We start from the raw sequence: 25,576 nt of genomic DNA on the forward strand, positions 1-25,576 counted from the left end.
AGAGCCAGGCACCAGGTGAGAAGAACCCAACCACCGCAACGCGGCACCGTCGAGACTGACACTGAGTGTTTGCACACCGACACGCCGTGAAGCTCGTACAGCTGCGCACGTTCGCATTACCCGCGTGGCGCGCCGGCGCCTTGCCTAGCTCGACCTGCCGAACTGTTCGGTGGCGATCCGGGTCGCGCCGATGGCCGCATACGAGCCGGTGAGACCGACCATGCTCACGGCCGCGCGCAGCGGCAGGTCACGGCGGACGAGATGGCTGACGCCGTTGAGGGTGTCCAGGGAGTCCACCATCAGGGCGAGCCGCTTCCAGCGGTAGCGTTCCCGGGCGCCGCTGGTCAGATAGCCCAGGCCCATCGCGAATGCCCGCGCTCCATAGATCCGGGTCATGTAGGTGAGTTCGGGGGAGGGCCTGACGCCGACGAGCTTGGCGAACTGCCGCGGTGCGGCCAATGAGACCACGGCGAGGATCATCCGGCCGATGGCCATCACACTCAACGCGCTGTTCAGATTCTGGGTCACCGGCAGGTCTGTACCGGTAGCGGTGTCAGTTGTTGCCATACGAACCTCGCTGCTCGAATCGAACTGACTGACCGTCAGTCATGTTACCGTAACGGCGGTTCTCCGCGGCTGTCAATCGTGTCCGCCACGGTCCAGCGCGGTACCGACTCGGGAAAGGACGACGCAGTGGCGCAGCCAGGATCCGGGCGGCGGCGCACGACGCTGCCGGCCGCGCAACGTGAAAGCCAATTGCTCGAGGTGGCTCGCGGTCTGTTGTTGGCCGATGGACCCACCGAGCTGACGGTGGACAAGGTCACCGCCTCGGCCCAGGTCGCCAAGGGCACGTTCTACCTGTACTTCGCTTCCAAAGATCACCTGCTGGCCCGGTTGTGGGCCGACTACCTCGATGCCTTCCTGGCCACGGCGCAGGAGCAGCTCGCCGCCGCGCCGCCCTCGGCGCCGGGTTGGCCGGCAGCGCTCGATGCGCTGATCGAGCAGATGATCCGCTACGACATGGGCAACGCCGCGCTGCACCGGGCGGTGTTCTCCCAAGCCTCCGGCGACGGGCTGCGCCAATTGCGCCAAGCCGACGCCAAGGTCGTCGCGCTGCTCGCCGACGTCATTGCTGCGGCGGTGGACGTCGGAGTGGCCAGCGTGACCGATCCGCCCACCACCGCCGCGCTGTTGTACTACGCCGTCGACGGCCTGTTGAACGCCGCCTACCTAGCGGACACCGAGCCCGACGAGGCCGCCGTCATCGCCGCGGCCAAAGAGATGGTCCACCGCACCCTGCATACTGCCCAAGGCCGGGGTCAGTAGCCGCTCTCCAGTGAATAGCTGTTGGTCAGGTCGTCCTGCAGCACGCGGGCAACCTCGGTGGTGGTGTCCACCTGTAACGCGGTGTCCAGCACGCGCGCTTGATAAGTCCAACCGGGCGGCAGCTTGAGCCGATCGGCGAGTCCGGCGAGGTCGGCTCTAGACAGGTTCGCATCGACGACCTGACTCCAGGTCTGCATGACCCAACGTCGGCCGTCGGGGTCGATCAGCTCGTAGACCTGCTCGCCGGCATCGAAGATGAAGACCGCGTGGCGGCTTACCTCATTGACGGTGTAGGGGCCGGGGTTCATCGAAGACAGCGCGACCTGCGCCTGCTTGATCATCTCGATACCGCCGAACGTCTTGGTCTCCCGCGGGCCCTGCGGCGCCTTTTCGATGGTGTTCATCAGCCAGTAGCGCGGCCCGTTGAGCAGAGCGGCTGCCGCGCCGTTCTCGGTCGCGATGGCTTGGGGGTCGAGCGCCGACCACAGCTGTTCGGGGCAGTCGTTGAGCGGAAAGGTGTTGTAGACGCTGGCCCGCGGACCCGACTCGCCGATCTCGACGAGCAGCACTTCGCCGTAGCGCTTCCCGGATACGTCGGTGGTGCGCTGACGGGCTTCCTCGGTGGACATTTCGGTGAAATTAGCCACTGACCTCGACGAGGTCAACACCTCTGACGGCGTGGTTCCCTGCCCCCTCTAGTCTTTAGCCATGCAACGGATCATCGGGACCGAAGTCGAATACGGCATCGCTTCGCCGTCAGATCCCACCGCGAACCCGATCCTCACCTCCACCCAGGCGGTGCTGGCCTATGCCGCCGCCGCGGGCATCCCGCGTGCCAAGCGCACCCGTTGGGATTACGAGGTGGAATCGCCGCTGCGCGACGCCCGCGGCTTCGACCTGAGCCGCTCGTCCGGCCCGCCGCCGATCATCGATGCCGACGAGGTGGGCGCGGCGAACATGATCCTCACCAACGGGGCCCGGCTCTACGTCGATCACGCCCACCCCGAATACTCCGCTCCCGAGGTCACTGACCCGCTGGACGCGGTCATCTGGGACAAGGCCGGCGAGCGCGTGATGGAGGCGGCGGCCCGCTACGTGGCCAGCGTCCCCGGTGCGGCCAAGCTGCAGCTGTACAAGAACAACATCGACAACAAGGGCGCCTCCTACGGCACCCACGAGAACTACCTGATGAGCCGGCAGACGCCGTTCTCGGCGATCATCGCCGGTCTGACCCCGTTTCTGGTGTCACGGCAGGTGGTCACCGGCTCCGGACGCGTCGGGTTGGGCGCCGCGGGCGATGAACCGGGCTTCCAGCTCTCGCAGCGCGCCGACTACATCGAGGTCGAAGTCGGCCTGGAGACCACGCTCAAGCGCGGCATCATCAATACCCGCGACGAACCGCACGCCGACGCCGACAAGTACCGCCGGCTGCACGTGATCATCGGCGATGCCAACCTCGCCGAGACGTCGACGTATCTGAAGGTGGGCACCACCGCGCTGGTCCTCGACCTGATCGAGGAGGGCGCCGAACACGGGATCGACCTCAGCGATCTGGTGTTGGCCCGGCCGGTGCGTGCGGTGCACGTCATCAGCCGGGACCCGACCCTGCGAGCCACTGTCGCACTGGCCGACGGTCGTGAGATGACCGGCCTTGCGCTGCAACGGATCTACCTCGAGCGAGTGGCCAAGCTGGTCGAGGCCCGTGATCCGGATCCGCGCGCCACCGACATCATCGAGACCTGGGCCCGGGTGCTCGACCAGCTCGAGCGTGACCCGATGGAGTGCGCCGACCTGCTGGACTGGCCGGCCAAGCTGCGGCTGCTGGAGGGCTTCCGGCAGCGGGAGAACCTGAGCTGGTCGGCGCCCCGGCTGCACCTGATCGACCTGCAGTACTCCGACGTGCGGCTGGACAAGGGCCTGTACAACCGGCTGGTCGCCCGTGGCTCGATGCGCCGCCTGATCACCGAACAGCAGGTGCTGGCCGCCGTCGACAACCCGCCGACCGACACCCGGGCCTACTTCCGCGGCGAGTGCCTGCGCCGGTTCGGGGCCGACATCGCCGCCGCGAGCTGGGACTCGGTCATCTTCGACCTGGGCGGGGACTCGCTGGTGCGGATCCCCACGCTGGAGCCGCTGCGCGGCAGTAAGGCGCACGTCGGAGCTTTGCTGGACTCGGTGGACAGCGCCGCCGAACTGGTGCAACAACTCACCACCTAGACCCCGAGCAACATCGGCGCCGACCGGTAGGGTGGAGAAACCGGCCGCGGTCATGCGCGGCCGATGAGATTCAGGAGGCAGCAATGGCTCAGGAGCAGACCAAGCGCGGCGGGGGCGGCGGAGACGACGACGATCTCACCGGCAGCACTGCGGCGGGCCAGGAACGCCGAGAGAAGCTCACCGAAGACACCGATGATCTGCTTGACGAGATCGACGACGTGCTGGAGGAGAACGCCGAGGACTTCGTGCGCGCGTACGTCCAAAAGGGCGGCCAGTGACCTGGTTGTCGCGTGATCGTCTGCCCCTTAACTCAGCAACCCCAGGAATCGCCCTCACCGGCGTAGGTCTGTCCTCGTTTTCGGAGTTCCTGCGGTTGCAGGCACCGGAACTGTTGCCGGCGGGCGGGGGTGCCGCGTACACCGGTGGGGTGGGCGAGCAACTGCCGCACGGCACCACCATCGTCGCGTTGAAGTACCCGGGCGGGGTCCTCATCGCCGGTGACCGCCGGTCCACGCAGGGCAACATGATCGCCGGCCGCGACGTGCAGAAGGTGTACGTCACCGACGAGTACACCGCGACCGGCATCGCCGGCACCGCGGCGATCGCCGTCGAGTTCGCTCGGCTCTACGCGGTGGAACTGGAGCACTACGAAAAGCTCGAGGGTGTCCCGCTGACGTTCGCCGGCAAAGTCAACCGGTTGTCGACCATGGTGCGCGGCAATTTGGGTGCCGCGATGCAGGGTCTGGTGGCGTTGCCTCTCTTGGCCGGCTACGACATCGACGCGGACGATCCGCAGACCGCCGGGCGCATCGTGTCGTTCGACGCCGCCGGAGGATGGAACGTCGAGAGCGAGGGCTATCAGGCGGTGGGCTCGGGCTCGCTGTTCGCCAAGTCGTCGATCAAGAAGCTCTACAGCCAGATCAGCGACGCCGATACCGCGTTGCGGGTCGCCATCGAGGCGCTCTACGACGCCGCCGATGACGACTCCGCCACCGGCGGTCCGGATCTGGTGCGCGGCATCTACCCGACCGCGGTCACCATCGATGCCGACGGCGCCGTCGACATCGCCGAGGAGCGGATCGCCGAACTGGCCCGCTTGGTGGTCGAGGGTCGTACTCGCGGGGGTGAGAAATGAGCTTCCCGTACTTCATTTCGCCCGAGCAGGCGATGCGCGAGCGCAGCGAGCTCGCCCGTAAAGGCATTGCCCGCGGTCGCAGCGTGGTGGCCCTGGCCTATGCTGACGGCGTGTTGTTCGTCGCCGAAAACCCTTCGCGCTCATTGCAGAAGATCAGCGAACTCTACGACCGGGTGGGCTTCGCGGCCGCGGGCCGGATCAACGAGTTCGAGAACCTGCGCCGCGGCGGCATTCAGTTCGCCGACACCCGCGGCTACGCCTATGACCGGCGTGACGTCACCGCGCGACAGTTGGCCAACGTCTACGCCCAGACGCTGGGCACCATCTTCACCGAGCAGGCCAAGCCCTACGAGGTGGAGTTGTGTGTTGCCGGCGTCGCCTACCAGGGTCAGACGAAAGCGCCTGAGCTGTATCGGGTCACCTACGACGGGTCGATCACCGATGAGCCGCACTTCGTGGTGATGGGCGGCACCACCGAGCCGGTCACCAATGCGCTCAAGGAGTCGTACGCCGAGAACGCTGAGCTGGCGGACGCGCTGCACATCGCGGTCAACGCGCTCAAACAGACTGACACCGGCAACGGTGCCGAACCGCGCGAGCTGGGCCCGGGCACCTTGGAGGTGGCCATTCTGGATGCCAACCGGCCCAAGCGCGCGTTTCGGCGGATTGCTCGATCGACGCTGGAAGATCTGTTGCCGCAAGAGGGTTCGCCGGGGGAGACGTCAGACAACTCTCCGGGCTAGGTGGTGCGATGGCCAAGGAATACGGGGTCAAAGAGAAGGACCTGGTAGTCGCTCACATCATCGACCTGGTGCTGACCGGGAAGCTGCGCGGCGGTGACCGGATCGATCGCGACGCGATTGCCGCCGAGTTGGGGGTCAGCCGACTTCCGGTCCATGAGGCGGTGGCCCAGCTCGAGCACGACGGTTTTGTGGTCACCCGCTATCGCCGCGGCGCATTCATCGAGCGCTTCGATGAAGCCGTGGTGCACGAACATCATGAGTTGTACGGGATGTTGGTCGGCATGGTGTCGGCCCGGGCAGCCGCCAATCCCACGCCCCGGGTCCTTGCCGATCTCGCCTCAGGGATGCAGGCCATGAGGGTCGCCCAGGGCGCGGCGTTCGGGGAGGCGGCGGCGGCGTACCGCAAGGTCATTGTCGACGAGTACGCCGGTCCCCGGCTCCGAGCGGAAATCAGTGCAGCGCAAATCCTTTTGCCGATCCGTTTCTGGACCGACTACCACAACTACACGTCTGAGATCCTGGTCAGCTACGAGGCCGAGAATACGGCGATCCGCAACCGCGACCCCGAGGCGGCCCGGGCCGCCTGCGTGGACCGGTCGGCGTGGCATGTCAATGTGGTGCTCGCCGAGCTGGCGAGCCGTGGCGTGTTGAACGACGGACCCACCGGCCGAAGCTGAAGACGCCACGGTCGCCGGGCCATGGTGGACCCGACGACCGTGGTGTCTGGGACGTAGGGCTACCCCGCGGGCGCCCAATGGGCGCCGGTGCCGCCCGTTCCGCCGGCGCCGCCGGCGGTCCCGGCGGGCGCAGTGCCGGATTGGCCGGGGCTGCCTGCGGTCTCGCCGGCCGCGCCGCCGTCGCCGCCGTTGCCTCCGGTACCGCCGTTGACGGTTCCCGCGCCGTTGCCTCCGGCGCCGCCATTGCCGCCGGCGCCGCCGTCACCACTGGTGGCGGGTTGGCCGCCGGCGAGATAGCCGGTCCCGCCGGCCCCACCGTTGCCGGCGTGGCCGCCGTTGCCGGCGTGGCTGGGCCCGAGGCCGAGATCGTTGGCCGGGGTCTCGACGCCGCCACTGGCACCGCCGGCCCCGCCATTGCCGCCGTTGCCGCCCGTGGTCGCGCCGGCACCGGCGCTACCGCCGGCTCCGCCGTTTCCGCCCGAGGCCGTACCGGATCCGCCGGCGCCACCCGCACCGCCGTCACCGCCCACACCGCCGGGACCGAGCACGCTTCCGGTGTTGGAACTGCCGCCTCCGCCGTTGCCCCCGTTGCCGCCCACACTGACCACACCGGCACCGGTGGCGCCATTGCCACCGGCACCCCCGTCGCCGCCGGGTGCTCCGCCTGCAATAGCAAGCCCCCCATCGCCGCCGTTGCCGCCGACGCTGTAAGTGCTGCCGTCGTGTTGCCAGCCGGTGCTACTGCCGCCGTCGCCGCCGTTGCCGCCGCCCCAACCGCCGGCGCCGCCGTTACCGCCGGTGTAGCTACCGGTTCCGCCGTTACCACCGTTTCCACCGGATCCGGGCGCGGTGGAGTAGCTGTCGCCGCCGAGACCGCCGTCACCGCCGGTGGTCTTGACGCTTGCGTCCGTGGCGATTCCGTTGCCGCCGTTTCCACCGCTGCCGCCCGCACCGTAGGCGTTGAAGCCGCCGCCGCCGCCGTCGCCCGCCCGTCCGGCGGTGGCGTCGCCGCCGTCGCCGCCGTCGCCGCCGTGACTTGCCATGTTGTTGTTCTCGGAGGCGCCGCCGGCCCCGCCATACCCACCGGCTCCGCCGTTGAGGCCGGTGCCGCCGTGGCCGCCGGTTCCGCCGTCACCGCCGATGTGGCCCGAACCGGCGTCGCCGCCGTAGCCGGCACTGCCGCCGTTGCCGAGGTAGGAGCCGTCGGTGTCCCGGTAGGCGTTGCCGCCGGCACCGCTGTTGCCGCCGTTTCCGCCGTTGCCGCCGCTTCCGGCCTGCCCGTACATCGGGCTGGTGTAGATGCTGGACCCACGGCCACCGGCAGCCCCGCCGTTGCCACCTTGGCTACCCCAGCTGCCGTTGCCCCCGTTGACGTGGTCGGCCGTACCGGTGGCGCCGGCGCCACCCGCTCCGGCGTGGCCGCCGATTCCGCCGTTGCCGCCGTTGCCGAACATGAAGCTGCTGCGGCCGCCGGCCCCACCGTTGCCGCCGGCGCCGCCTCCGGCGCCGTTACCGTCACCGCCACCCGCGAAGGTGCCTGCGGCGCCGGTCATGCCCGTGGCGCCGATGCCGCCGTCGCCGCCGTTGCCGAAGAACCAGCCCGAGGCGTTGCCGCCGTTACCTGCGTTGCCGCCGTTGCCGCCGGCCTCGATTGCGATGCCGCCGTCGCCACCGTTTCCACCATTGCCCATCCAGAGGCCGCCGGCGCCGCCGTCGCCGCCGTCGGCGCCCGCACCACCTGCGCCGCCGTTCCCGCCGTCGCCGATCCAGCCGGCGGCGTTGCCGCCGTTACCACCGGCGACACCGGCTTCGACGCTGTCCCAGCCGTTTCCGCCGTCGCCGAGCCACAGGCCGCCGTTGCCGCCGTCGGGGTTCTCGGCGGTGCCGTCGATGCCGTTGCCGATCAGGTACTGGCCGGCCATGGTGTTGATGGCGCCGTTGACCAGCTCACCGAAGTCACTGGTGATCCAGGCCTGCAGGCCGTCGTGGATCGGGTCGTAGAACCACTGATCGATCATGGTGGTCCAATCGATGGCGCCGACTTCGGCCGGGCCGGCATCGATCCACGCCGACGTGTCGAAAAGGTCAGCGATCCAATCGAATTCATCGGCCTGAGCCGCCGGTGCGGTGGTCAGCGGGGCCATCCCGAAGGCCAGGAATGCGCCGACTGCACTAGCGGCGCCGACGGCGCGATGGTGGTGCCGGGTGGTGTGATGACTACTCATCTTGAGGGAAGCCTTTCCAGAAAGTTTGGGGGATAACGGGTTGAGCAGAATCAGAGTCCGAGCAGGTCACCCAGCCAACCGAACGCATCGGTTGCTGCGGCGGCGCCACCGTCGTCGATGATCGGCAGTTCGGCACCGGCCAGCGGCGGGGTCACCACGACCGGGCCCTTGCCGTCCCAGCCCGAGCCCAGCAGGGCACCGACGGTTTGACCCCAGGCCTGTAAGGCCGCGATCGGCCCGATCCCGGCACTGTTGAGATCGAGGGTCCCCAGTACCGGGACGCCACTGAACTCGATACCCACGCTCTGGAAGATCGACCCTCCGACGGCTGGCACGTCGGCGGCGACTTCACCACCTGGGCCAAGTACCTGGTAACTCACCGCGGCGGTGCCCGTGGACAGCAGGCCGCCGAAGGCGAAGTCGAGGTGGTCCATGTTCATGCCGGCGGGGAAGTAGCCGGCCTCGTTGATCATCGGCAACAAGGCATCGAGGTTGAGGGTGGCGCCGTTGAAGAACGCACCACCCATGTTGATCAGGATGTCGAAGGGGTTGTCGCCGTCGGTGATGCCGTTGAGCAACGCAATCCAGGGGCTGATGCCCGGTCCGATCATGCCCATCAATACCGCACTGGCCGGAGAGCCGAGGTAGTCGATGATCGGCATGATCGAGTCTTTGTCCACATCCGCGGGGATGTAGCCGGCGACCTGGCCGAACATCAACTGATGCGTGCCGTCCATCGTGTGGTTGAGCACCGTGGAGTGCGTCGCATCGGTTTCGTTCTGCAACGCCCACCCGGCGATCACCGCATTCAGATGCAGCTGAATCTGCTCGGTGACCTCGTTGATCGACCCGGCGCGGTCATTGGTCAATAGGTCCCAGTAGCCCAGCTGGTTGGCCACAAACTGCTGCATCCCCACTCCGGGTGCCAAATACCAGTTGTTCAGCATCGTGGTCGCATTGGCCGAAGCGGCATTTAGTAGGTCATCCCAGGCGCTGGCCAGCGCCACCGCTCGCGACTGAACATCAAAGGAAACCGGCACCGACACAGGCGCTGGGGAAACCGCTACAAGGCTGGCTCCAACCAGTGCCACACCGGCGGTGGCATAAGGGCGAACAGTGGCGCGCAAGGGGAACTCCTTCAGGTATGTGATGCACAGCACGAGATCGGGAAGCTGAGCCTAGCTTAGAAATTGCTGTCTTGTATACGTAAATCTGAAACGCGTTCTAATCCTCGGGCGGCGGGGTGTTGTCGTCGGATCGGCTTCGGGCTGTCTGGGGTTGGGGAATCCGGCTGCGAGCCCGGATGATGGCCCAATCTAACGACGTAGAACGCCTAGGTGTGACGGTGGACCTCGGTTGCGCGGACCGGGAAGGTGGGACATCTTTCCGGCGTATTGTGCGTATTCGGCCTCGATATTATGTATACGTGCGTTGTCAGGGCGGCACTGATCTGGGCTGGAATCGCAGTCGTTCGTTCGCTGTTCTCAGATGATATTAATTAACGTTCTTGCGCGTCGGGCGCGCCAAAGCGGTACATCGCCACTGTTGAAGCCTTCGAACGCGCGTGCCACGGTGCGGCTGCGCTAGGGTCTGGCGAAGAAAGTGTCGCTACGTCGGGATAGTGGTGTTTTTGCAAGCTTGCATTGCCGAACGTAGTTCGGGCGCTTTCCGTGAACCAACAACGCGCCCTTCCGAGTTTTGCGAAAGTTCCAGGTGAGCACTCCATGCCCAAGAAGTACGGGGTCAAGGAAAAGGACCTGGTTGTCAATCACATTGTCGACCTAGTACTTGCCGGGGAGTTGCGGACCGGCGACCGGATCAACCGCGACGCGATCGCGGCCGCGCTGGGGGTCAGCCGGCTTCCGGTTCAGCAGGGCATTGACCAACTCGAACAGCAGGGGATGCTGGCCAGCCGGTACCACCGTGGCGTGTTCGTCAGCCGGTTCGATGAGGCCGTCGTCCGCGAACAGCATGAGTTGCACGGGACCTTGAACGCCATCGCCTCGGCCCGCGCGGCGGCGAACCCGACGCCGCGCGTCCTCGCCGATCTCGATGCGGCGATGCAGAGCCTGCGCGTCAGCAAGAATCCCGAGGAATTCCAGACGGCGGCCTACGAATTCCGCCGCATCATCCTCGACGAGTACGCCGGCCCGCCGCTGTATGCGGCGATCCTCGCGGCACGGGTGTTCGCGCCACGCGGTTTCTGGGGGAGCTACCCGCACGTGCACGCCGAGTTCCTGCCCAACCTCGAAGCCGAACACGCGGCGATCCACCGACGCGATCCCGACGCTGCGCGCGCCGTGCACATCGAGCGCGCGCAGATGCGTGCCGACGTCGTAGTCGCTGAGCTGGCCCGGCGGGGTGTGCTCAGCGACGGAAGTCCTGGCTGAGCCGGATTCCACTGGCTTCAATTTTCACGTGGTGATCGCCGAGCTCAGACGGCGACGGTCGGCGGGCACGTTGTGGGTCCCGACGACCGTGGCCGATTGTGCTGATTTGCTAGCCGGGCTGGCCGCCGTCGCCGACCGGTCCGGGCTGCCCCCGCGGGGTTCCCGGTGCCGGCATTGCCGGCGGTGCCGCCGGTACTGATGCCGCCGGCCCCACCGGCCCCACCGGCCGCACCATCGCTGCCTGGCAGGGTGTTGCCGCCGCAGCCGGTGCCGTGCAGGTCCGGCATGCCGCAGCATGCCGGACCTGCACGGGTGATCTAGCCGGCTGGAGCGGGCTGAGCGCCGTTGCCTCCGGAGCCGCCGGCACCACCGGTGGTTCCGCTGGGTGCGGTCCCGGGCTGGCCGGACCCGCCAGCAACGGTGCCGGCTTTGCCACCGTCGCCGCCGTTGCCGCCGGTTCCGCCGTTGACGGTCCCGGCGCCGTTGCCGCCATTGCCGCCGGTTCCGCCGTCACCGCCGGGGGCATCGGTAAGGCCGCCGTTGGCGTAGCCGCCGCCGGCTCCACCGGCACCGCCGTTACCGCCGTTACCGGCGTGGCTGGGCCCGAGGCCGAGGTCGTTGGCCGGGGTTTCGATTCCGCCGCTGGCGCCGCCGTTGCCACCGGTCCCGCCGTTGCCGGCGGTAACCCCGGCGCCACCTGCGCCGCCGTTGCCGCCGTTGCCGCCGGACGCGGTGCCTGATCCGCCTGCGCCGCCGGTGCCGCCGTTGGCGCCGGCGCCGCCGTCGGCGAGGGTGCTGCCGGCGTTGGCACCGCCTCTGCCACCGTTGCCACCGTTGCCGCCGCTGCTGACGACGCCCGGGCCGGTGGCACCGTTGCCGCCGTTACCGCCGGATCCGCCTTCTCCGGCGGCAGCCGTGGCGTCGCCGGCACCACCGTTTCCGCCGTTGCCGCCATTGCCGCCGACGCTGTAGGTGGTGCCGTCGTGTTCCCAGCCGGTGCTGGTGCCACCGTTGCCACCGGTGCCGCCGACGAAGCCACCGCTGGCTCCGCTGCCGCCGCTGCCGCCGTTGCCACCGGTGTAGCTGCCAGTGCCGCCGTGGCCGCCGTTGCCGCCGACACCCTGGGTGAAGCCGCTGCCGCCGCTGCCGCCGTTGCCGCCGCTGGTTCGCACGGTGGGGTCATCGGTGGCCGCGTTGCCGCCGTCACCGCCGTTGCCGCCACCGCCACCCCTGCCTCCGGCGCCGGAGCCACCGTTGCCGCCGGTGCCGGCACTGGCGTATCCACCGTTTCCACCGTCGCCCCCGCGGCCGCCGGATGAAACCACTCTGGCCTCACCCGCCGACAGACTGGCGGTCCCGCCGGAGCCGCCGTTGCCGCCGTTGATGCCGGCACCGCCGTTGCCGCCGGTGCCACCGTCACCGCCAATGCCAGTCCCTTGGGAGTAGCCGCCGCCGTATCCGCCCTGGCCGCCGTCGCCGCCGTTGCCGAGGTAGTTGCCGTTGGCGTCTTGGTACGCGTCGCCGCCGTTGCCGCCGGCGCCCCCATCAGAGGCGTTACCGTATTCGCCGGCATGCCCGTACATCGGGCTGGTGTAGATGGTGGAGCCGCGACCGCCGGCCGCGCCGCCATTGGCAGCGAAGAAGTTGACCGGAACACTGCCGCCATTGCCGCCGTCGACGTGCTCGGCGGTGCCGTTGGCGCCGTTACCGCCGTTGCCGCTGGCACCGGCGTTGCCGCCATTGCCACCGTTGCCGAACATGAAGCTGCTGCGCCCGCCGTTGCCGCCGCTGCCGCCGTAACTGCCGTTGCCGCCGTTGCCGTCTCCGCCGTTGGCGAAAGTCCCGGCCAGCCCGTCTGCACCGGCCCCGCCGATGCCGCCGTTGCCGCCGTTGCCGAAGAACCAGGCCGAGGCGTTGCCGCCGTTGCCGCCGTTGCCGCCGTACACACTGGCGTCCGGTGCTGCTCCGCCGTTGCCGCCGTTGCCACCGAGGCCCATCCACAAGCCGCCGGCGCCGCCGTCACCACCGTTGGCACCCGCGCCACCGTCACCGCCGGTGCCGCCGTCGCCGATCCAGCCGGCCGCGTTGCCGCCGCTACCACCGGCCACCCCGGCTTCGGTGCTGTTCCAGCCGTCGCCGCCGTCACCGAACCACAGGCCGCCATTGCCGCCGTCGGGGTTCTCGGCGGTGCCGTCGATACCGTTACCGATCAGGTATTGGCCGGCCATGGTGTTGATGGCGCCGTTGACCAGCTCACCGAAGTCACTGGTGATCCAGGCCTGCAAACCGTCGTGAATCGGGTCATAGAACCACTGATCGATCATGGTGGTCCAATCGAAGGCGCCCACCTCGGCCGGCTCGGGGGTCAACCAGGCTGAGGTGTCGAAAAGATCAGCGACCCAATCGAACTCATCGGCCTGAGCCGCCGGCGCGGTGGTCAGCGGGGCCATCCCGAAGGCCAGGAACGCACCCACAGTGCTGGCTGCGCCGACGGCCCGCGAGGCGCGACGCGTATTGGTGTGGTGACTCATGTGCAGCAAGACCTCTCTTGAGAAGTTAGGGGATAAAGGGTTTCGGGGAATCAGAATCCGAGCAGATCGCCCAGCCAACCGAACGCATCGGTGGCCGCACCGGACCCGCCGTCATCGACCACCACGGGGTCGATGATGGGCAACTCGGCCCCAGCCAGCGGTGGGGTCACCACGACCGGGCCCTTGCCGTCCCACCCCGAGCCGAGCAGGGCGCCGACGGTTTGGCCCCAGGCCTGCATCGCGGCGAGCGGCCCGATCCCGGCACTGTTGAGATCCAGGGTTCCGATTACCGGGACGCCACTGAATTCCAGGCCCACGCTTTGGAAGATCGACCCACCGACCGCCGGTACCTCGGCGGCGACCTCACCGCCGGGGCCCAACACCTGGTAGCTCACCGCTGCCGCACCCGTGGACAGCAACCCACCGAACGCGAAGTCCAGATGGTCCATGTTCATCCCGGCCGGGAAGAAGCCGGCCTCGTTGATCATCGGCAGGAGTGCATCCAAGTTGAGGGTGGCGCCGTTGAGGAACGCCCCACCCATGTTGATCAGAATGTCGAAGGGGTTATCGCCGTCGGTGATGCCGTTGAGCAACGCAATCCAGGGGCTGATGCCCGGGCCGATCATGCCCATCAACATCGCACTCGATGGCGAGCCCAGGTAGTCGATGATCGGCAGGATCTGGTCGGGATCGACATCGGCGGGCAGATACCCCGCGACCTGGCCGAACATCAGCTGATGGGTGCCATCCATGGTGTGGTTGAGCACCGTGGCGCGGGTTTCAGCGGTCATGTCCTGCATGGCAAACCCCGAGAGCACCGCATTGAGGTGCAGCTGAATCTGCTCATTGATCGCATTGATCGAGCCAGCCGGATCATTGGCCAACTGATCCCAGTACCCCATCTGGTTAGCCCAGAACTGCTGCATCCCCACACCCGGGGCCAGATACCAATTGTTCAGCATCGTCGTCACATTCGCCGACGCAGCATTGAGCACCTCATCCCACGCACTCGTCAGTTGCACGGCACGCGACTGAACATTCAGTGGAGCGCTTAACGCTGCCGGTGGGGTGACCGCGATCAGGCCGGCGCCAACGAGTGCCACACCAGCAGTGGTGGCGTAGGGGCGAAACATGGCGTGCAAGGGGACTCCTCCAGGTATGTGATGCACAGCACGAGATAGAACGCGATGAGAGTAACTGAGAGAAGCATAATTTGTATACAACAAATCAGAACATGTTTCAGTCTGCGTGTTTACGGGGCGGGAGAAGGTGATGGCGCACGCCAGCCGACACCCCTGTGAGGCTGCTCGTTAGGCCAGTTAGAGGCGGTAACCGCGTCGGGAAGGTTGACCCGCCACACTCGTGTAACGGCCTCTCTTCCATATGAATGTAAGTTGTAACAATGCACCGAGATGGTCTCCAAGTAACATCCAACGACCGCATTCCTGGCGTGAGGTCTCAGGGTCTGGACGGCGTTCTATGAACTTGGACCATGCCCGGACGGGCAGGTGGCGAAAGCTACCGAGATTGCGGCGCGACGGATAAGTTGGTGGGTCATGGCATCCGTGGCTCGCGACACTAATCCGGGTGCATGAGTAAGACACTCGTCAAGCCGCTGTGCGATATCCGCGCGACCGATGCCGCCTTTAGCGGCGGCAAGGGCGCCAATCTGGGAGAGCTGCTGGCGGCTGGGTTACCGGTGCCCGATGCGTTCGTTATCGGCGTACCCGCCCATACGGGAACTGGGGCAGCCGGGTGGGTCGAGTCACTGGATGCTGACATCCGCGACGCGGTCATCGCCAACTACCAGGCGCTGGGGCGCGACATTGCCGTGGCAGTGCGCTCCTCGGCCGTGGCCGAGGACGGGGTCGACGCATCTCACGCCGGGATCTACGAGACGGTCCTCAATGTCCGGGGGGCTGCGCAGGTGCTTGCCGCCGTGGCCCATTGCTGGGCATCGGCGTCGTCCGCGCGGGCCCGCCGATACCGGGACGCTCGGGAACTGGAATCCACGGGGGGAATGGCTGTCGTCGTCCAGCGCCAGATCGTACCGGCCTGTGGTGGCGTCGCCTTCACAGCGGATCCGCTGAACGGCGATACGGACCGGCTGATCATTGAATTCGCCCTCGGGCGTGGCGGTGACGTGGTGGATGGATCGGTGACTCCCACGCGCATCGTGTTGGACAAATCCACGTTGGGCATCGTGGATGTAGTTCCATCTGCATCGGCGCCATCATTGTCCGACAATCGGATTCGCGACATCGCCGACTGCGCACTGCGTATCGATCGGTGGTACGGGAGCCCGCAGGACATCGAGTGGGCCTTCGACGAGCAGGGGCAGATCTGGATTCTGCAGGCGCGCCCGATCACCACATTCAGTGCACTGGAGGCCAGGGCGAAGGCGCTTGAATTCTATGATCCGCCGCGTCCACCGGGCAGTCGATGGAGTCGCGTGAATGTCGGCGAGGCGCTGCCTGGCGTGCCGACGCCTCTTACCTGGTCGGTGTGGAGTACCGGACTCGGTGAAGGGCAGTGGCAAAGCCAGGTCCAAGTCGGCGTGGTGTCAAAGCGCGACGTGGCTGCGTCGTTTGTAACCCTCGCGCAGGGCTGGCCGGTTATCTCTGTTGACTTGCTTTTGAGCCAGGTCGCTCGCATCCCCGGTGTGGATCCGAGCGCTTTCAGTGAGCAGATTCTCGGGGCGGCGGAACACGTCGACGTCGCGCCTATGCGGGCCCGGGGCGTTACTGCGTTGCGGATGGCGGTGCGTGCTCCGATCACCCTGGCGCTGCTGAATCGACGCCTGCGGGCGGTCAGCGCGACCTCCTGGCAAGCGTGGCAGCGGGACGCTTGGCAGACACCGGCAGATCCGGTGGCATTGCTGACCGAGGCCAGCTCACGTTTCCGGCAAACGATGATCACCCACGCACTGCAGACGTATGTGTGCCAAGGCCTGTATCAGGCTGTCGAGGCCGTGGCAGGGAGCCGAGTGATCGACCTGCTCTCCGGTGATGGCGAACTGCCGGAGGCTCACCTGGCCAGGGATCTGTGGCTGCTCGCCGGTGGGCGAATCACCTTGGGTCGCTTTCTTTCTGCGCACGGATTCCACGGTCCCGACGAGGGGGAGATCGCCTCCGCCTCGTGGCGGCAGGACCCCGCGCCGGTGCTGCATGCCGCGCGGGTATGGGCCGACGCTGACCGGTCCCGGGATCCCGTCGCAGCATTGGACGCCAGAAGTGATGAGCGACGCCGGGCGCAGTCGGCGCTGTGCGAATCTGTGCCGCGCTCGCGCCGCCGGGCGGTGGCACGGCTGATCGCCATGGCGCGGCGAGCGTTGGTCGCCCGGGAGATCGGCAAAACCGCTTTCCTGCAAGACCTTGATGTCGCCCGGCACGCGGCGTCCTTCTTAGGTGACAATGCCGTCTGGCACACGTTGAGTGAGCTCCAGTCGAAGGTGCATCTGGCGTCGGCCGATATCATTGCCCGCCAACGTATCCGGTCGCAGTTCGCCGCGCAGGAGCCGCCGCTGTCCTTTGCCGGCGATCCACCCGCGCGAACCGCCGGCGGCGGTGCCCCGGTCCAGTCGCTCATCTCCGGTGCCGCTGTGAGCCCGGGCCGTGCCCGCGGACGGGCGCGGGTGGTGACCGATCCCAACGCGACCGTCGAGCTCGACGCTGACGATGTGCTGATCGCCCGGACTACCGACCCGTCGTGGGTGGTGCGGTTCATGGCGGTCGCCGGCATGGCCATCGACGTGGGCGGTACGTTGTCACACGCCGCAATCATTGCGCGCGAGCTCGGGATCCCGTGCGTGATCGGCACCGGCAACGGCAGCCAGGTCATCCCGGATGGGGCGCTGGTGGAGATCGACGGGTCGGCGGGAACCGTGCGAATCCTGGACGCGCCGCTTACCGGTCGATCCGGAACCGCTTGACGCGCGCGCCCGCACCGGACGCCAATTCGACACGGCTGCGCGGCACCCCGAAATGCTCTGCCAGCACCCGGATGACGGCGGCGTTTGCCTTGCCGTCCACGGCCGGCTCGCGCACGTAGACGGTCAGCTGACCCGCGTCGTCGGTCTCGACCAGGGGGCCTTTGCGGCTGCCCGGTTTGACCTTGACGACGACGGTTTCGGTCATCGCAACAGGATCCCAGTGCCGCGAACGTGCGTAGTTTTACGGCCTAACTCGGCGTGTCGCCGTGCAAACACGCACGCTGGCGCCAAAGCCAAGCCAAGCCCAAAAAACTAGCGGGCGACGATCACCGACGAGCCGTGGCCGAACAGGCCCTGGTTGGCCGTCACGCCCACCGTGGCGCCCTCGACCTGCCGGCCGGTGGCCTGACCGCGCAGCTGCCAGGTCAGCTCGCACACCTGGGCAATCGCCTGCGCCGGGATCGCCTCGCCGAAGCAGGCCAGCCCGCCGGACGGGTTCACCGGCACCCGGCCACCGATGGTGGTGGCGCCGCTGCGCAGCAGTTGCTCGCCCTCACCCTTGGCGCACAGGCCCAGGTGCTCGTACCAGTCGATCTCCAGCGCGGTCGACAGGTCGTAGACCTCGGCCAGGCTTACGTCCTCCGGGCCGATCCCGGCCTCGGCGTAGGCGGCGTCCAGGATCTGATCCTTGAACACCCGCTCGGGCGCGGCTACCACGGCGGTGGAATCGGTTGCGATGTCCGGCAATTCGGGCAGGTGCTGCGGGTAGCGGGGGGTCACGGTGGACACCGCGCGCACCGACGGCACACCGTCGAGCGAACCCAGGTGCTTGCGGGCGAATTCCGCGCTGGCCACGATCAGCGCAGCCGCACCGTCGGAGGTGGCGCAGATGTCGAGCTGGCGCAGCGGGTCGGAGACCACCGGGCTGGCCAACACGTCGCCAACCGCGGATTCCTTGCGGTAGCGGGCATTGGGGTTGTTCAGGCCATGCCGGGAGTTCTTCACCTTCACCTGCGCGAAGTCCTCGGAGGTGGCGCCGTAGAGGTCCATCCGGCGGCGCGCCAGCAGCGCGAAGTACACCGGGTTCATCGCGCCGATCAGGTGGAAGCGCTGCCAGTCCGGGTCGTTCTTGCGCTCACCGCCGACCGGGGCGAACGCGCCTTTGGGGGTGGTGTCCGCGCCGATCACCAGCGCCACATCGCAGAAACCGGCCAGGATCTGGGCCCGGGCGCTCTGCAGCGCCTGCGAACCCGACGCGCAGGCCGCATACGAGGACGACACCGGAACCCCGTTCCAGCCCAGCTTCTGGGCGAACGTCGAACCGGCGATGAAGCCCGGGTAGCCGTTGCGGATGGTGTCCGCGCCGGCGATGAACTGGATCTGCTGCGCGTTCAGGCCGGCGTCGGCCAGTGCGGCACGGGCGGCGACCACTCCGTACTCGGTGAAGTCGCGGCCCCACTTGCCCCACGGGTGCATGCCCGCACCCAGGATGTACAACGGCTCAGGCATTGGAGTCCACCTTCTTCCACGCGTAGACGGTGCGCGTCACGCCGTCGTCGTCGGTGTAGAGCGGCATGGTGGTCAGCTCCATCTCCATGCCGACCTTCAAGTCCGCGGCCAGGGTGCCCTCGACGACCTTGCCCAGTACGATCAGGCCCTCGTCGGCCAGCTCCACCGCGGCGATCGCGAACGGCTCGAACGGGTCGCTCGGCGGGTACGGCGCCGGCGGCAGGTACCGATTCTCGGTGTAGCTCCAGATTGTGCCGCGCCGCGACAGCGCGACCGGCTCCAACACGTCGCCGTCGCAGGCGGGGTTGGGGCAGTTGTTCTCACGCGGCGGGAACACATAGGTGCCGCACTGCGGACACTTGGCGCCGGTCAGGTGGGGGAGGCCGGCGTCGTCGGTGGCGAACCACCCGTCGATGGCCGGCTGCGAGGCTACATCTGGCACTCGGTCAGCGTACCCAACCGAGACCCCCGAATTGAAACGTGTTCCAGTTACCGGGACAAGGCGACAGTTCAGACCCGCGCCCGGTCGGCTCCGGTGTCGCGCCGGTAGGCGGCAGCCACCCGGGCCAGATTGTCCGACCGCAGGTTGGCGCCGCTGCGATGCATCGCCCGGTTGGCGGCCACCACCGCCGCGGTCGCGTCGCGACGGTGCTCCTCATAGACCTGCAGGCCCGTGTCTGGGTGGGCTGCCAGGCTGTCCGCCAGCGCGCGGGCATCCAGGATGGCCTGCGATCCGCCGTTGGCGCCCACCGGATACATCGGGTGCGCCGCGTCGCCCAGCAGGGTTACCCGACCCCGGCCCCACCACGGCAGCGGATCGCGATCGACCATCGGGTATTCCAGCGGGTCGGCGGTGCGTCTCACCAGGTCGACGACGTCGAGCCAATCCACTTTCCAGCCGTCCAGGTAGGCCAACACCTGATCGGCGTCGCACCGCTGGTTCCAGCGTGCGGTGCCCGGCAGCGGCCCGGGTGGGGCTTCGGGCACCAACAGCACCCAGTTGATCAGGCCGCCGCCGATCCGGTAGATCACCAGCTCGATCCCGTCGTCGGCCTTGACGATCGCCATGGTCTGCCCGTCCAGATACGGCTCTCCCGGTGCCGCGCCTCGCCACATTCGCACGCCCGACCACCGCAGCTCGTCGCCGCTGGGGTGCAACTGGGCGCGCACCGCCGAATGAATCCCGTCGGCACCCACCAGGACGGAACTCGCCAGCTCGTCGTCGCCCAGCCGCACCCGCACCGCGTCGCCGTCGTCGACGAACCCGGTGACCCGCGATCCGGTGCGTACCCCACCCGCCCCCAACCGCTCTCGCACCGCATTGAGCAACAACAGCTGCAAGTCCCCGCGGTGTACCGAATATTGCGGGTAGTCGTAGCCGCCGTCGATTCCCCGCGGCTCACGGAACAGCTCCCGGCCTCGGGTATCGAAGTAGGCCAACGATGTTGGGGCGACCGCCAGCGCGGACAACTGCTCGCCCAGCCCCAGGGCGGACAACTCCCGGACCGCGTGCGGCAGCAGATTGATGCCAACACCCAGCGGGCGCAGGTCCCGAGCGCCTTCGACGACGGTGGCACCGATCCCGCGCGCGTGCAGGGTCAGTGCGGTGGTCAATCCGCCGATACCGGCGCCGGCGATCACAACGTCTGTCTCAGTCATGAATCCAGCGTCGCCGCCAGAAAACTATAAGTCCAATATCTAATTAGCCCAGAAACTATAATCAACAGTTATGGAGCTGCGGCAACTCGAATACCTCATTGCGGTCGTGGAGGAAGCGAACTTCACCCGCGCGGCGCAACGGGTGCATGTGGCGCAACCCGCGGTCAGCGCCCAGATCGGCCGATTGGAGCGCGAACTCGGCCAGCGGCTGCTGGACCGCTCCCGCCGGGAGGTTCGTCCGACCGCGGCCGGCGCGGCCGTGCTGCCGTACGCCAAAGCCGCCTTGGCGGCGGTGGATGACGTACGGCTGGCCGTCGACGAACTCAGCCGGCTGGTCCGTGGCACGGTCACGATCGGCACCGTGACCGCTCACTCGGTCGATGTGCCCGGGCTGCTCGCCGAGTTCCACGCGGAGTACCCGAGCGTCGAAATCACGCTCAGCACAGCGAATTCCGACCAGCTGATCGACGCGGTCCGCAGCGGCGACCTGGATACGGCCATCGTGTCGGTCGGGCCCGACGAACGGCCGGCCGGGCTGGACATCGAGGTGGTCACCGACGAGTCCGTCGATGCGGCGGTGGGCCTGGCCGATGAGCTGGCCGGGCATGCCACGGTCAGCCTCGCCCAGTTGGCGCAGCGGCCGCTGATCGCGCTGCCCGTCGGCACCGGCATCCGCCGCCAGTTTGACCAAGCCTGCGCGGCGGCTGGGATCTCCCCGCGGATCGCATTCGAGGCCAGCACGCCGCTGGCGCTGGCGGACCTGGCCGAGCGTGGGCTCGGGGTCGCGATCCTGCCGAGTTCGGTGGCTCGCAACCGCCCGGGCCTGCATCCACTGAGGCTGACGCCGGAGCTGCGGGGCCGGCTGGTGTTGGCCTGGCGTGCGTCGGGACCGCGCAGCCCTGCCGCCCGGGTGCTCGTCGACAGGGCGCGGCAGTTACTGCGTGTCGGGACGGGTGCCTAGAGTTGGGGCCGTGAGTCAGACCAAACCGACGCTGCTGCTTCTGGACGGAAACTCGCTGGCATACCGGGCGTTCTATGCCCTGCCAGCGGAGAACTTCAAGACCCGCAGCGGCCTGACCACCAATGCGGTCTACGGGTTCACCGCGATGCTGATCAACCTGCTGCGTGACGAGAGCCCCACCCACATCGCCGCCGCATTCGACGTGTCGCGGCAGACATTCCGCTCGGAGCGCTTCCCGGAGTACAAGGCCACCCGGTCGTCCACCCCGGATGAGTTCCGTGGCCAGATCGACATCACCAAGGAAGTGCTGGCCGCGCTGGGCATCACCGCGCTGTCGGAGCCGGGCTTTGAGGCCGACGACCTGATCGCCACGCTGGCTACCCAGGCCGATGCCGAGGGTTACCGGGTGCTGGTGGTCACCGGCGACCGCGACGCCCTGCAGCTGGTCAACGAGAACGTGACCGTGCTCTACCCGCGCAAGGGCGTCAGCGACCTGACCCGCTTCACCCCGGATGCGGTCGTCGAGAAGTACGGCCTGACCCCGGCGCAGTACCCGGACTTCGCGGCGTTGCGCGGCGACCCCAGCGACAACCTGCCGGGCATTCCCGGGGTGGGGGAGAAGACCGCGTCCAAGTGGATCACCGAATACGGCTCGCTGCAGGGGCTGGTGGACCAGGTCGACACCGTCAAGGGCAAGGTCGGAGATGCGTTGCGCGCCAACCTGTCCACCGTGATCCTCAACCGCGAGCTGACCGACTTGGTGCGCAACGTGCCGCTGGCCCAGACGCCGGACACCCTGCGGCTGGTGCCGTGGGACCGTGAGCAGATCCATCAGCTCTTCGACGACCTCGAATTCCGGGTGCTGCGAGACCGGTTGTTCGAGACGCTGTCCACCGCCGGGGGCGCAGTGCCCGAAGCCGAGGAGGGCTTCGAGGTGCGCGGCGGCGCCCTGGAGCCGGGAACGGTTGCCTCGTGGCTGGCCGAACACGCCTCCGACGGCCGCCGCACCGGGCTGGCCGTGATCGGCACCCACCGCAGCTTCGACAGCGACGCGACCGCGCTGGCGTTGGCCTCGGCGGACGGCGAAGGCGGCTACATCGACACCGCGACGCTGACCGCCGAGGACGACGCCGCACTGGGCGCCTGGCTGGCCGACCCGGCCAAGCCCAAGGCGCTGCACGAGGCCAAGCTGGCCATCCACGACCTGGCCGGGCGCGGCTGGACCCTGGACGGCATCACCTCTGACACCGCCCTGGCCGCCTACCTGGTGCGGCCCGGTCAGCGCAGCTTCAGCCTCGACGACCTCTCGGTGCGCTACCTGCGCCGCGAATTGCGTGCCGAATCCGATGAACAGCAACAGCTTTCGTTGCTGGATGACACCGAGGGCGTCGACGATCAGGCCGTGCAGACGGCGATCCTGCGGGCCCGGGCGGTCAACGACCTGGCCGACGCGTTGGATCTCGAACTGACCCGCATCGATGCCGCTGGACTGCTCGCCGACATCGAGCTGCCCCTGCAGCGGGTGCTGGCCGAGCTGGAGACCGCCGGGATCGGTGTGGACCTCGATCACCTGAGTCAGCTGCAGAGCCGATTCGGTGACCAGATTCGCGACGCCGCCGAGGCGGCCTACGCGGTGATCGGCAAGCAGATCAACCTCGGCTCGCCCAAGCAGCTGCAGGTGGTGCTCTTCGACGAGCTGGGCATGCCCAAGACCAAGAAGACCAAGACCGGCTACACCACCGACGCCGACGCGCTGCAGACCCTGTTCGACAAGACCGGCCATCCGTTCCTGGAGCACCTGCTGACCCACCGCGACGTCACCCGGCTGAAGGTGACCGTGGACGGATTGCTGAAATCGGTTGCCTCCGACGGCCGAATCCACACCACGCTGAATCAGACCATCGCGGCGACCGGCCGGCTGTCGTCGACCGACCCCAACCTGCAGAACATCCCGATCCGCACCGACGCCGGCCGCCAGATCCGGGACGGGTTTGTGGTCGGCGAGGGCTACCCCGAGCTGATGACGGTCGACTACAGCCAGATCGAGATGCGCATCATGGCGCACCTGTCGGCCGATGAGGGCCTGATCGAGGCGTTCAACACCGGCGAAGACCTGCACTCGTTCGTCGGGTCGCGGGCGTTCTCGGTGCCCATCGACGAGGTGACCCCGGACATGCGCCGCCGCGTCAAGGCGATGTCCTACGGCCTGGCCTACGGGTTGAGCGCCTACGGGCTGGCCTCCCAGCTCAAGATCTCCACCGAAGAGGCCAAAGAGCAGATGGACGCCTACTTCGACCGGTTCGGCCGGGTGCGCGACTACCTGCACGAGGTCGTCGAGCAGGCCCGCAAGGACGGCTACACCTCGACGGTGCTGGGCCGGCGCCGCTATCTGCCGGAGCTGGACAGCAGCAACCGCCAGGTCCGGGAGTCCGCCGAGCGGGCCGCGCTCAACGCCCCGATCCAGGGCAGCGCGGCCGACATCATCAAGGTCGCGATGATCAACGTGGACACCGCCCTCAAGGCCTCCACCCTGCGGTCGCGGATGCTGCTGCAGGTGCACGACGAATTGCTGTTCGAAGTGGCCGACGGCGAACGTGACGCGTTGGAGGCGTTGGTGCGCGACAAGATGGGCAGCGCCTATCCGCTCAGCGTCCCGCTGGAGGTCGCGGTCGGTTACGGGCGCAGCTGGGATTCAGCAGCGCACTAACGCGGATCCGGCGACCTGTCGGGGGAGACGCGTATAATCGAACGTATGTTCGAAGGAACGCTTCCCTCCGCCGAGTCGGTTGATCGGCTTAGTGAGCGGTTTGAGCGGCGTTATCCGTCGGTGACGCCGGAGTCGGCGGTGTTGGTGGAGTGGGTTTGTGCGGCGGGTCGGGCGGAGAATCGGGCGGCGGCGGCGCAGTTGGTGGCGATCGGGGAGTTGTTTGCGCTGCGTTTGGGCCGGTGTGGTGAAACCGAGGAGTGGGCGGTCGATACCGAGGCGGCGGTGGCTGCTGAGGTGGCGGCGGCGTTGCGGATCAGTCAGGGGTTGGCGGCGAGCCGGTTGCGGTATGCGCGGGCGATGCGGGAGCAGTTGCCGCAGGTGGCTGAGGTGTTCAAGGCCGGTGATATCGATATTCGTCTGTTTCAGACGCTGGTGTATCGCACGGATCTGATTGCGGATCGTGAGGTGTTGGCGCTGGTCGATGGGCAGTTGGCGGCGCAGGTGGTGCGTTGGCCGTCCCTGACCAGGAGTCGGTTGGCCGGCAAGGTCGACAAGATCGTGGCCAAGGCCGATGCTGATGCGGTGCGGCGCCGCAAGGAGCGCCAGGTGGAGCGCAAGATCGGGTTTGCGGACCAAGAGGGCGGGCTCTCGGAGGTTTACGGCAGCGTGTTCACCCCCGATGCCCGGGCCCTGGACAAGGCGCTGGATGCGTTGGCGGCCACGGTGTGTGAACACGATCCGCGCAGTCGTGCGCAGCGGCGTGCCGATGCGATGGGGGCGTTGGCGGCGCGGGCGGATCGGCTGGGGTGTCGCTGCGGGCGCCCGGATTGCGCCGCCGGGGGGCGTGCGGCGGCCTCGCCGGTGGTGATTTATGTGATGGCCGAGCAGGCCACCGTCGAGGGGACTGGTGATGGGCCGGGCTCGTTAGTCGGGTCTGACGGATTGATCCCGCCGGAGTTGATTGCCGAGCTGGCTCGATCGGCCCGGTTGGTGTCGTTGGTGCATCCTGGCGATGCTCCGCCGGAGTCGGGGTATGTGCCTTCGAGGGCGTTGGCGGATTTTGTGCGGTGCCGGGACATGACGTGCCGCTGGCCGGGGTGTGACCGTCCGGCGGCAGAGTGCGATCTGGACCATACGGTTGCCTACGGTGACGGTGGGTTCACGCATGCGTCGAACCTCAAATGTTATTGCCGTACGCATCATTTGGTGAAGACGTTTTGGGGGTGGCGGGATCAGCAGCTGCCCGATGGGACGGTGATTTTGACTTCGCCGTCGGGGCAGACCTATGTCACCACCCCGGGCAGTTCGTGGCTGTTCCCGCACTTGTGCGCACCTACCGGGGAACTGCCGGCACCGCTGCGCCGCGATGATGACCGCTGTGGTGATCGCACCGCGATGATGCCCCGCCGCCGGCGCACCCGCGCCCAACACCGCGCGGCCCGCATCGCCACCGAACGCAACCAGAACCACAAGGCCCGCCAAGCCCGACGCGCCGCACTCGACACTGTCTGGTTCCCGAAAGTAGCCCCCGGCATCGACCCCGACGACCCACCGCCCTTCTAACG

22 protein-coding genes are annotated in these 25,576 nt (G+C 67.9%); 11 read left to right on the top strand and 11 right to left on the bottom strand.

Annotation, left to right across the window (positions count from 1 at the left end):
* Positions 1-144: 144 nt before the first annotated feature.
* On the bottom strand, positions 145-567 hold the full coding sequence (locus ACJH71_RS20850; protein ID WP_406759890.1) for a hypothetical protein: 423 nt from the start codon (positions 565-567) through the stop codon (positions 145-147).
* Between the two features lie 126 nt (positions 568-693).
* Between ACJH71_RS20850 and ACJH71_RS20855 the strand changes: the two genes are divergently transcribed.
* Complete coding sequence (locus ACJH71_RS20855) at positions 694-1,326, top strand: TetR/AcrR family transcriptional regulator (protein ID WP_406759891.1); 633 nt, start codon at positions 694-696, stop codon at positions 1,324-1,326.
* Here ACJH71_RS20855 and ACJH71_RS20860 read toward each other — a convergent pair.
* Entirely contained in the window at positions 1,320-1,955 is a 636-nt protein-coding gene (locus tag ACJH71_RS20860) for a hypothetical protein (protein ID WP_406759892.1), read from the bottom strand. The two genes, ACJH71_RS20855 and ACJH71_RS20860, sit on opposite strands and share 7 nt — an antisense overlap.
* A 79-nt stretch (positions 1,956-2,034) precedes the next feature.
* Between ACJH71_RS20860 and dop the strand changes: the two genes are divergently transcribed.
* The 5 genes from dop (at position 2,035) to ACJH71_RS20885 (ending at position 6,098) form a co-directional block, all read left to right on the top strand.
* Positions 2,035-3,543, top strand: a complete 1,509-nt coding sequence (gene dop / locus ACJH71_RS20865; RefSeq protein ID WP_406759893.1) for a depupylase/deamidase Dop — start codon at positions 2,035-2,037, stop codon at positions 3,541-3,543.
* Between the two features lie 83 nt (positions 3,544-3,626).
* Entirely contained in the window at positions 3,627-3,821 is a 195-nt protein-coding gene (locus ACJH71_RS20870) for a ubiquitin-like protein Pup (RefSeq protein ID WP_024441366.1), read from the top strand.
* Entirely contained in the window at positions 3,818-4,678 is an 861-nt protein-coding gene (gene prcB / locus ACJH71_RS20875) for a proteasome subunit beta (RefSeq protein WP_406759894.1), read from the top strand. Before ACJH71_RS20870 ends, prcB begins: the two co-directional genes overlap by 4 nt.
* Complete coding sequence (gene prcA, locus ACJH71_RS20880; RefSeq protein WP_406759895.1) at positions 4,675-5,421, top strand: proteasome subunit alpha; 747 nt, start codon at positions 4,675-4,677, stop codon at positions 5,419-5,421. Before prcB ends, prcA begins: the two co-directional genes overlap by 4 nt.
* 8 nt (positions 5,422-5,429) lie before the next feature.
* Positions 5,430-6,098 carry a GntR family transcriptional regulator gene (locus ACJH71_RS20885; protein WP_406759896.1) on the top strand — a complete coding sequence of 223 codons (669 nt, stop codon included), beginning with the start codon at positions 5,430-5,432 and terminating at the stop codon, positions 6,096-6,098.
* A gap of 59 nt (positions 6,099-6,157) precedes the next feature.
* On the opposite strand, the gene ACJH71_RS20890 is transcribed toward ACJH71_RS20885, so the two are convergent.
* Positions 6,158-8,323: a PGRS repeat-containing protein gene (locus tag ACJH71_RS20890; RefSeq protein ID WP_406759897.1), complete on the bottom strand. Its 2,166-nt coding sequence runs from the start codon at positions 8,321-8,323 to the stop codon at positions 6,158-6,160.
* A 50-nt stretch (positions 8,324-8,373) separates the two neighbouring features.
* Positions 8,374-9,483, bottom strand: coding sequence for an outer membrane porin GjpA (gjpA, locus tag ACJH71_RS20895; RefSeq protein ID WP_406759898.1), 1,110 nt, complete (start codon positions 9,481-9,483; stop codon positions 8,374-8,376).
* Positions 9,484-10,047: 564 nt separating this feature from the next.
* Here gjpA (ACJH71_RS20895) and ACJH71_RS20900 point away from each other — a divergent pair.
* Complete coding sequence (locus ACJH71_RS20900; RefSeq protein ID WP_406759899.1) at positions 10,048-10,713, top strand: GntR family transcriptional regulator; 666 nt, start codon at positions 10,048-10,050, stop codon at positions 10,711-10,713.
* Between the two features lie 44 nt (positions 10,714-10,757).
* On the opposite strand, the gene ACJH71_RS20905 is transcribed toward ACJH71_RS20900, so the two are convergent.
* From ACJH71_RS20905 to gjpA (ACJH71_RS20915), 3 genes are read right to left on the bottom strand one after another with little or no spacing between them, the layout of a single operon-like run.
* Positions 10,758-11,000: a hypothetical protein gene (locus ACJH71_RS20905; protein ID WP_406759900.1), complete on the bottom strand. Its 243-nt coding sequence runs from the start codon at positions 10,998-11,000 to the stop codon at positions 10,758-10,760.
* Positions 11,001-11,030: 30 nt separating this feature from the next.
* A complete protein-coding gene (locus ACJH71_RS20910; protein ID WP_406759901.1) occupies positions 11,031-13,244 on the bottom strand; it encodes a PGRS repeat-containing protein in 2,214 nt (737 codons plus the stop codon).
* A gap of 50 nt (positions 13,245-13,294) precedes the next feature.
* Positions 13,295-14,377, bottom strand: a complete 1,083-nt coding sequence (gene gjpA, locus ACJH71_RS20915; RefSeq protein WP_406759954.1) for an outer membrane porin GjpA — start codon at positions 14,375-14,377, stop codon at positions 13,295-13,297.
* Positions 14,378-14,835: 458 nt separating this feature from the next.
* Here gjpA (ACJH71_RS20915) and ACJH71_RS20920 point away from each other — a divergent pair, with 458 nt between their 5' ends.
* Positions 14,836-17,175, top strand: a complete 2,340-nt coding sequence (locus ACJH71_RS20920; RefSeq protein WP_406759902.1) for a PEP/pyruvate-binding domain-containing protein — start codon at positions 14,836-14,838, stop codon at positions 17,173-17,175.
* Here the strand turns inward: ACJH71_RS20920 and ACJH71_RS20925 are convergent.
* The 4 genes from ACJH71_RS20925 to ACJH71_RS20940 all read right to left on the bottom strand — a co-directional run bounded on the left by ACJH71_RS20925 (position 17,150) and on the right by ACJH71_RS20940 (position 20,343).
* On the bottom strand, positions 17,150-17,380 hold the full coding sequence (locus ACJH71_RS20925) for a DUF167 domain-containing protein (RefSeq protein WP_406759903.1): 231 nt from the start codon (positions 17,378-17,380) through the stop codon (positions 17,150-17,152). The genes ACJH71_RS20920 and ACJH71_RS20925 overlap by 26 nt on opposite strands.
* A gap of 107 nt (positions 17,381-17,487) precedes the next feature.
* Complete coding sequence (locus ACJH71_RS20930) at positions 17,488-18,684, bottom strand: lipid-transfer protein (RefSeq protein ID WP_406759904.1); 1,197 nt, start codon at positions 18,682-18,684, stop codon at positions 17,488-17,490.
* On the bottom strand, positions 18,677-19,126 hold the full coding sequence (locus tag ACJH71_RS20935; RefSeq protein ID WP_406759905.1) for a Zn-ribbon domain-containing OB-fold protein: 450 nt from the start codon (positions 19,124-19,126) through the stop codon (positions 18,677-18,679). The genes ACJH71_RS20930 and ACJH71_RS20935 overlap by 8 nt, the downstream gene beginning before the upstream one ends.
* A gap of 68 nt (positions 19,127-19,194) precedes the next feature.
* Positions 19,195-20,343, bottom strand: coding sequence for an FAD-dependent monooxygenase (locus tag ACJH71_RS20940; RefSeq protein ID WP_406759906.1), 1,149 nt, complete (start codon positions 20,341-20,343; stop codon positions 19,195-19,197).
* Positions 20,344-20,413: 70 nt separating this feature from the next.
* On the opposite strand from ACJH71_RS20940, the gene ACJH71_RS20945 reads away from it, so the two are divergent.
* The 3 genes from ACJH71_RS20945 to ACJH71_RS20955 are packed head-to-tail and all read left to right on the top strand — an operon-like array spanning position 20,414 to position 25,574.
* Positions 20,414-21,304 (top strand): LysR family transcriptional regulator, encoded by an 891-nt coding sequence (locus ACJH71_RS20945; protein WP_406759907.1) that lies wholly within the window; start codon positions 20,414-20,416, stop codon positions 21,302-21,304.
* Entirely contained in the window at positions 21,297-24,011 is a 2,715-nt protein-coding gene (gene polA / locus ACJH71_RS20950) for a DNA polymerase I (protein ID WP_406759908.1), read from the top strand. Before ACJH71_RS20945 ends, polA begins: the two co-directional genes overlap by 8 nt.
* Before the next feature lie 45 nt (positions 24,012-24,056).
* Positions 24,057-25,574, top strand: a complete 1,518-nt coding sequence (locus tag ACJH71_RS20955; protein WP_406759909.1) for an HNH endonuclease signature motif containing protein — start codon at positions 24,057-24,059, stop codon at positions 25,572-25,574.
* Positions 25,575-25,576 lie beyond the last annotated feature (2 nt).

Origin of the sequence: Mycobacterium sp. SMC-15 (assembly GCF_045310925.1) — a bacterium.
Lineage (GTDB): Bacteria > Actinomycetota > Actinomycetes > Mycobacteriales > Mycobacteriaceae > Mycobacterium.

Excerpts from the sequence above, each read along its gene's own strand:
- ACJH71_RS20850 (WP_406759890.1), bottom strand. The coding sequence starts at position 567 with ATGGCAACAACTGACACCGCTACCGGTACAGACCTGCCGGTGACCCAG.
- ACJH71_RS20860 (WP_406759892.1), bottom strand. The coding sequence starts at position 1,955 with ATGTCCACCGAGGAAGCCCGTCAGCGCACCACCGACGTATCCGGGAAG.
- dop (WP_406759893.1), top strand. The coding sequence starts at position 2,035 with ATGCAACGGATCATCGGGACCGAAGTCGAATACGGCATCGCTTCGCCG.
- ACJH71_RS20870 (WP_024441366.1), top strand. The coding sequence starts at position 3,627 with ATGGCTCAGGAGCAGACCAAGCGCGGCGGGGGCGGCGGAGACGACGAC.
- prcA (WP_406759895.1), top strand. The coding sequence starts at position 4,675 with ATGAGCTTCCCGTACTTCATTTCGCCCGAGCAGGCGATGCGCGAGCGC.
- ACJH71_RS20885 (WP_406759896.1), top strand. The coding sequence starts at position 5,430 with ATGGCCAAGGAATACGGGGTCAAAGAGAAGGACCTGGTAGTCGCTCAC.
- ACJH71_RS20890 (WP_406759897.1), bottom strand. The coding sequence starts at position 8,323 with ATGAGTAGTCATCACACCACCCGGCACCACCATCGCGCCGTCGGCGCC.
- ACJH71_RS20900 (WP_406759899.1), top strand. The coding sequence starts at position 10,048 with ATGCCCAAGAAGTACGGGGTCAAGGAAAAGGACCTGGTTGTCAATCAC.
- ACJH71_RS20905 (WP_406759900.1), bottom strand. The coding sequence starts at position 11,000 with ATGCCGGACCTGCACGGCACCGGCTGCGGCGGCAACACCCTGCCAGGC.
- ACJH71_RS20910 (WP_406759901.1), bottom strand. The coding sequence starts at position 13,244 with ATGAGTCACCACACCAATACGCGTCGCGCCTCGCGGGCCGTCGGCGCA.
- gjpA (WP_406759954.1), bottom strand. The coding sequence starts at position 14,377 with ATGTTTCGCCCCTACGCCACCACTGCTGGTGTGGCACTCGTTGGCGCC.
- ACJH71_RS20920 (WP_406759902.1), top strand. The coding sequence starts at position 14,836 with ATGAGTAAGACACTCGTCAAGCCGCTGTGCGATATCCGCGCGACCGAT.
- ACJH71_RS20925 (WP_406759903.1), bottom strand. The coding sequence starts at position 17,380 with ATGACCGAAACCGTCGTCGTCAAGGTCAAACCGGGCAGCCGCAAAGGC.
- ACJH71_RS20930 (WP_406759904.1), bottom strand. The coding sequence starts at position 18,684 with ATGCCTGAGCCGTTGTACATCCTGGGTGCGGGCATGCACCCGTGGGGC.
- ACJH71_RS20940 (WP_406759906.1), bottom strand. The coding sequence starts at position 20,343 with ATGACTGAGACAGACGTTGTGATCGCCGGCGCCGGTATCGGCGGATTG.
- ACJH71_RS20945 (WP_406759907.1), top strand. The coding sequence starts at position 20,414 with ATGGAGCTGCGGCAACTCGAATACCTCATTGCGGTCGTGGAGGAAGCG.
- ACJH71_RS20955 (WP_406759909.1), top strand. The coding sequence starts at position 24,057 with ATGTTCGAAGGAACGCTTCCCTCCGCCGAGTCGGTTGATCGGCTTAGT.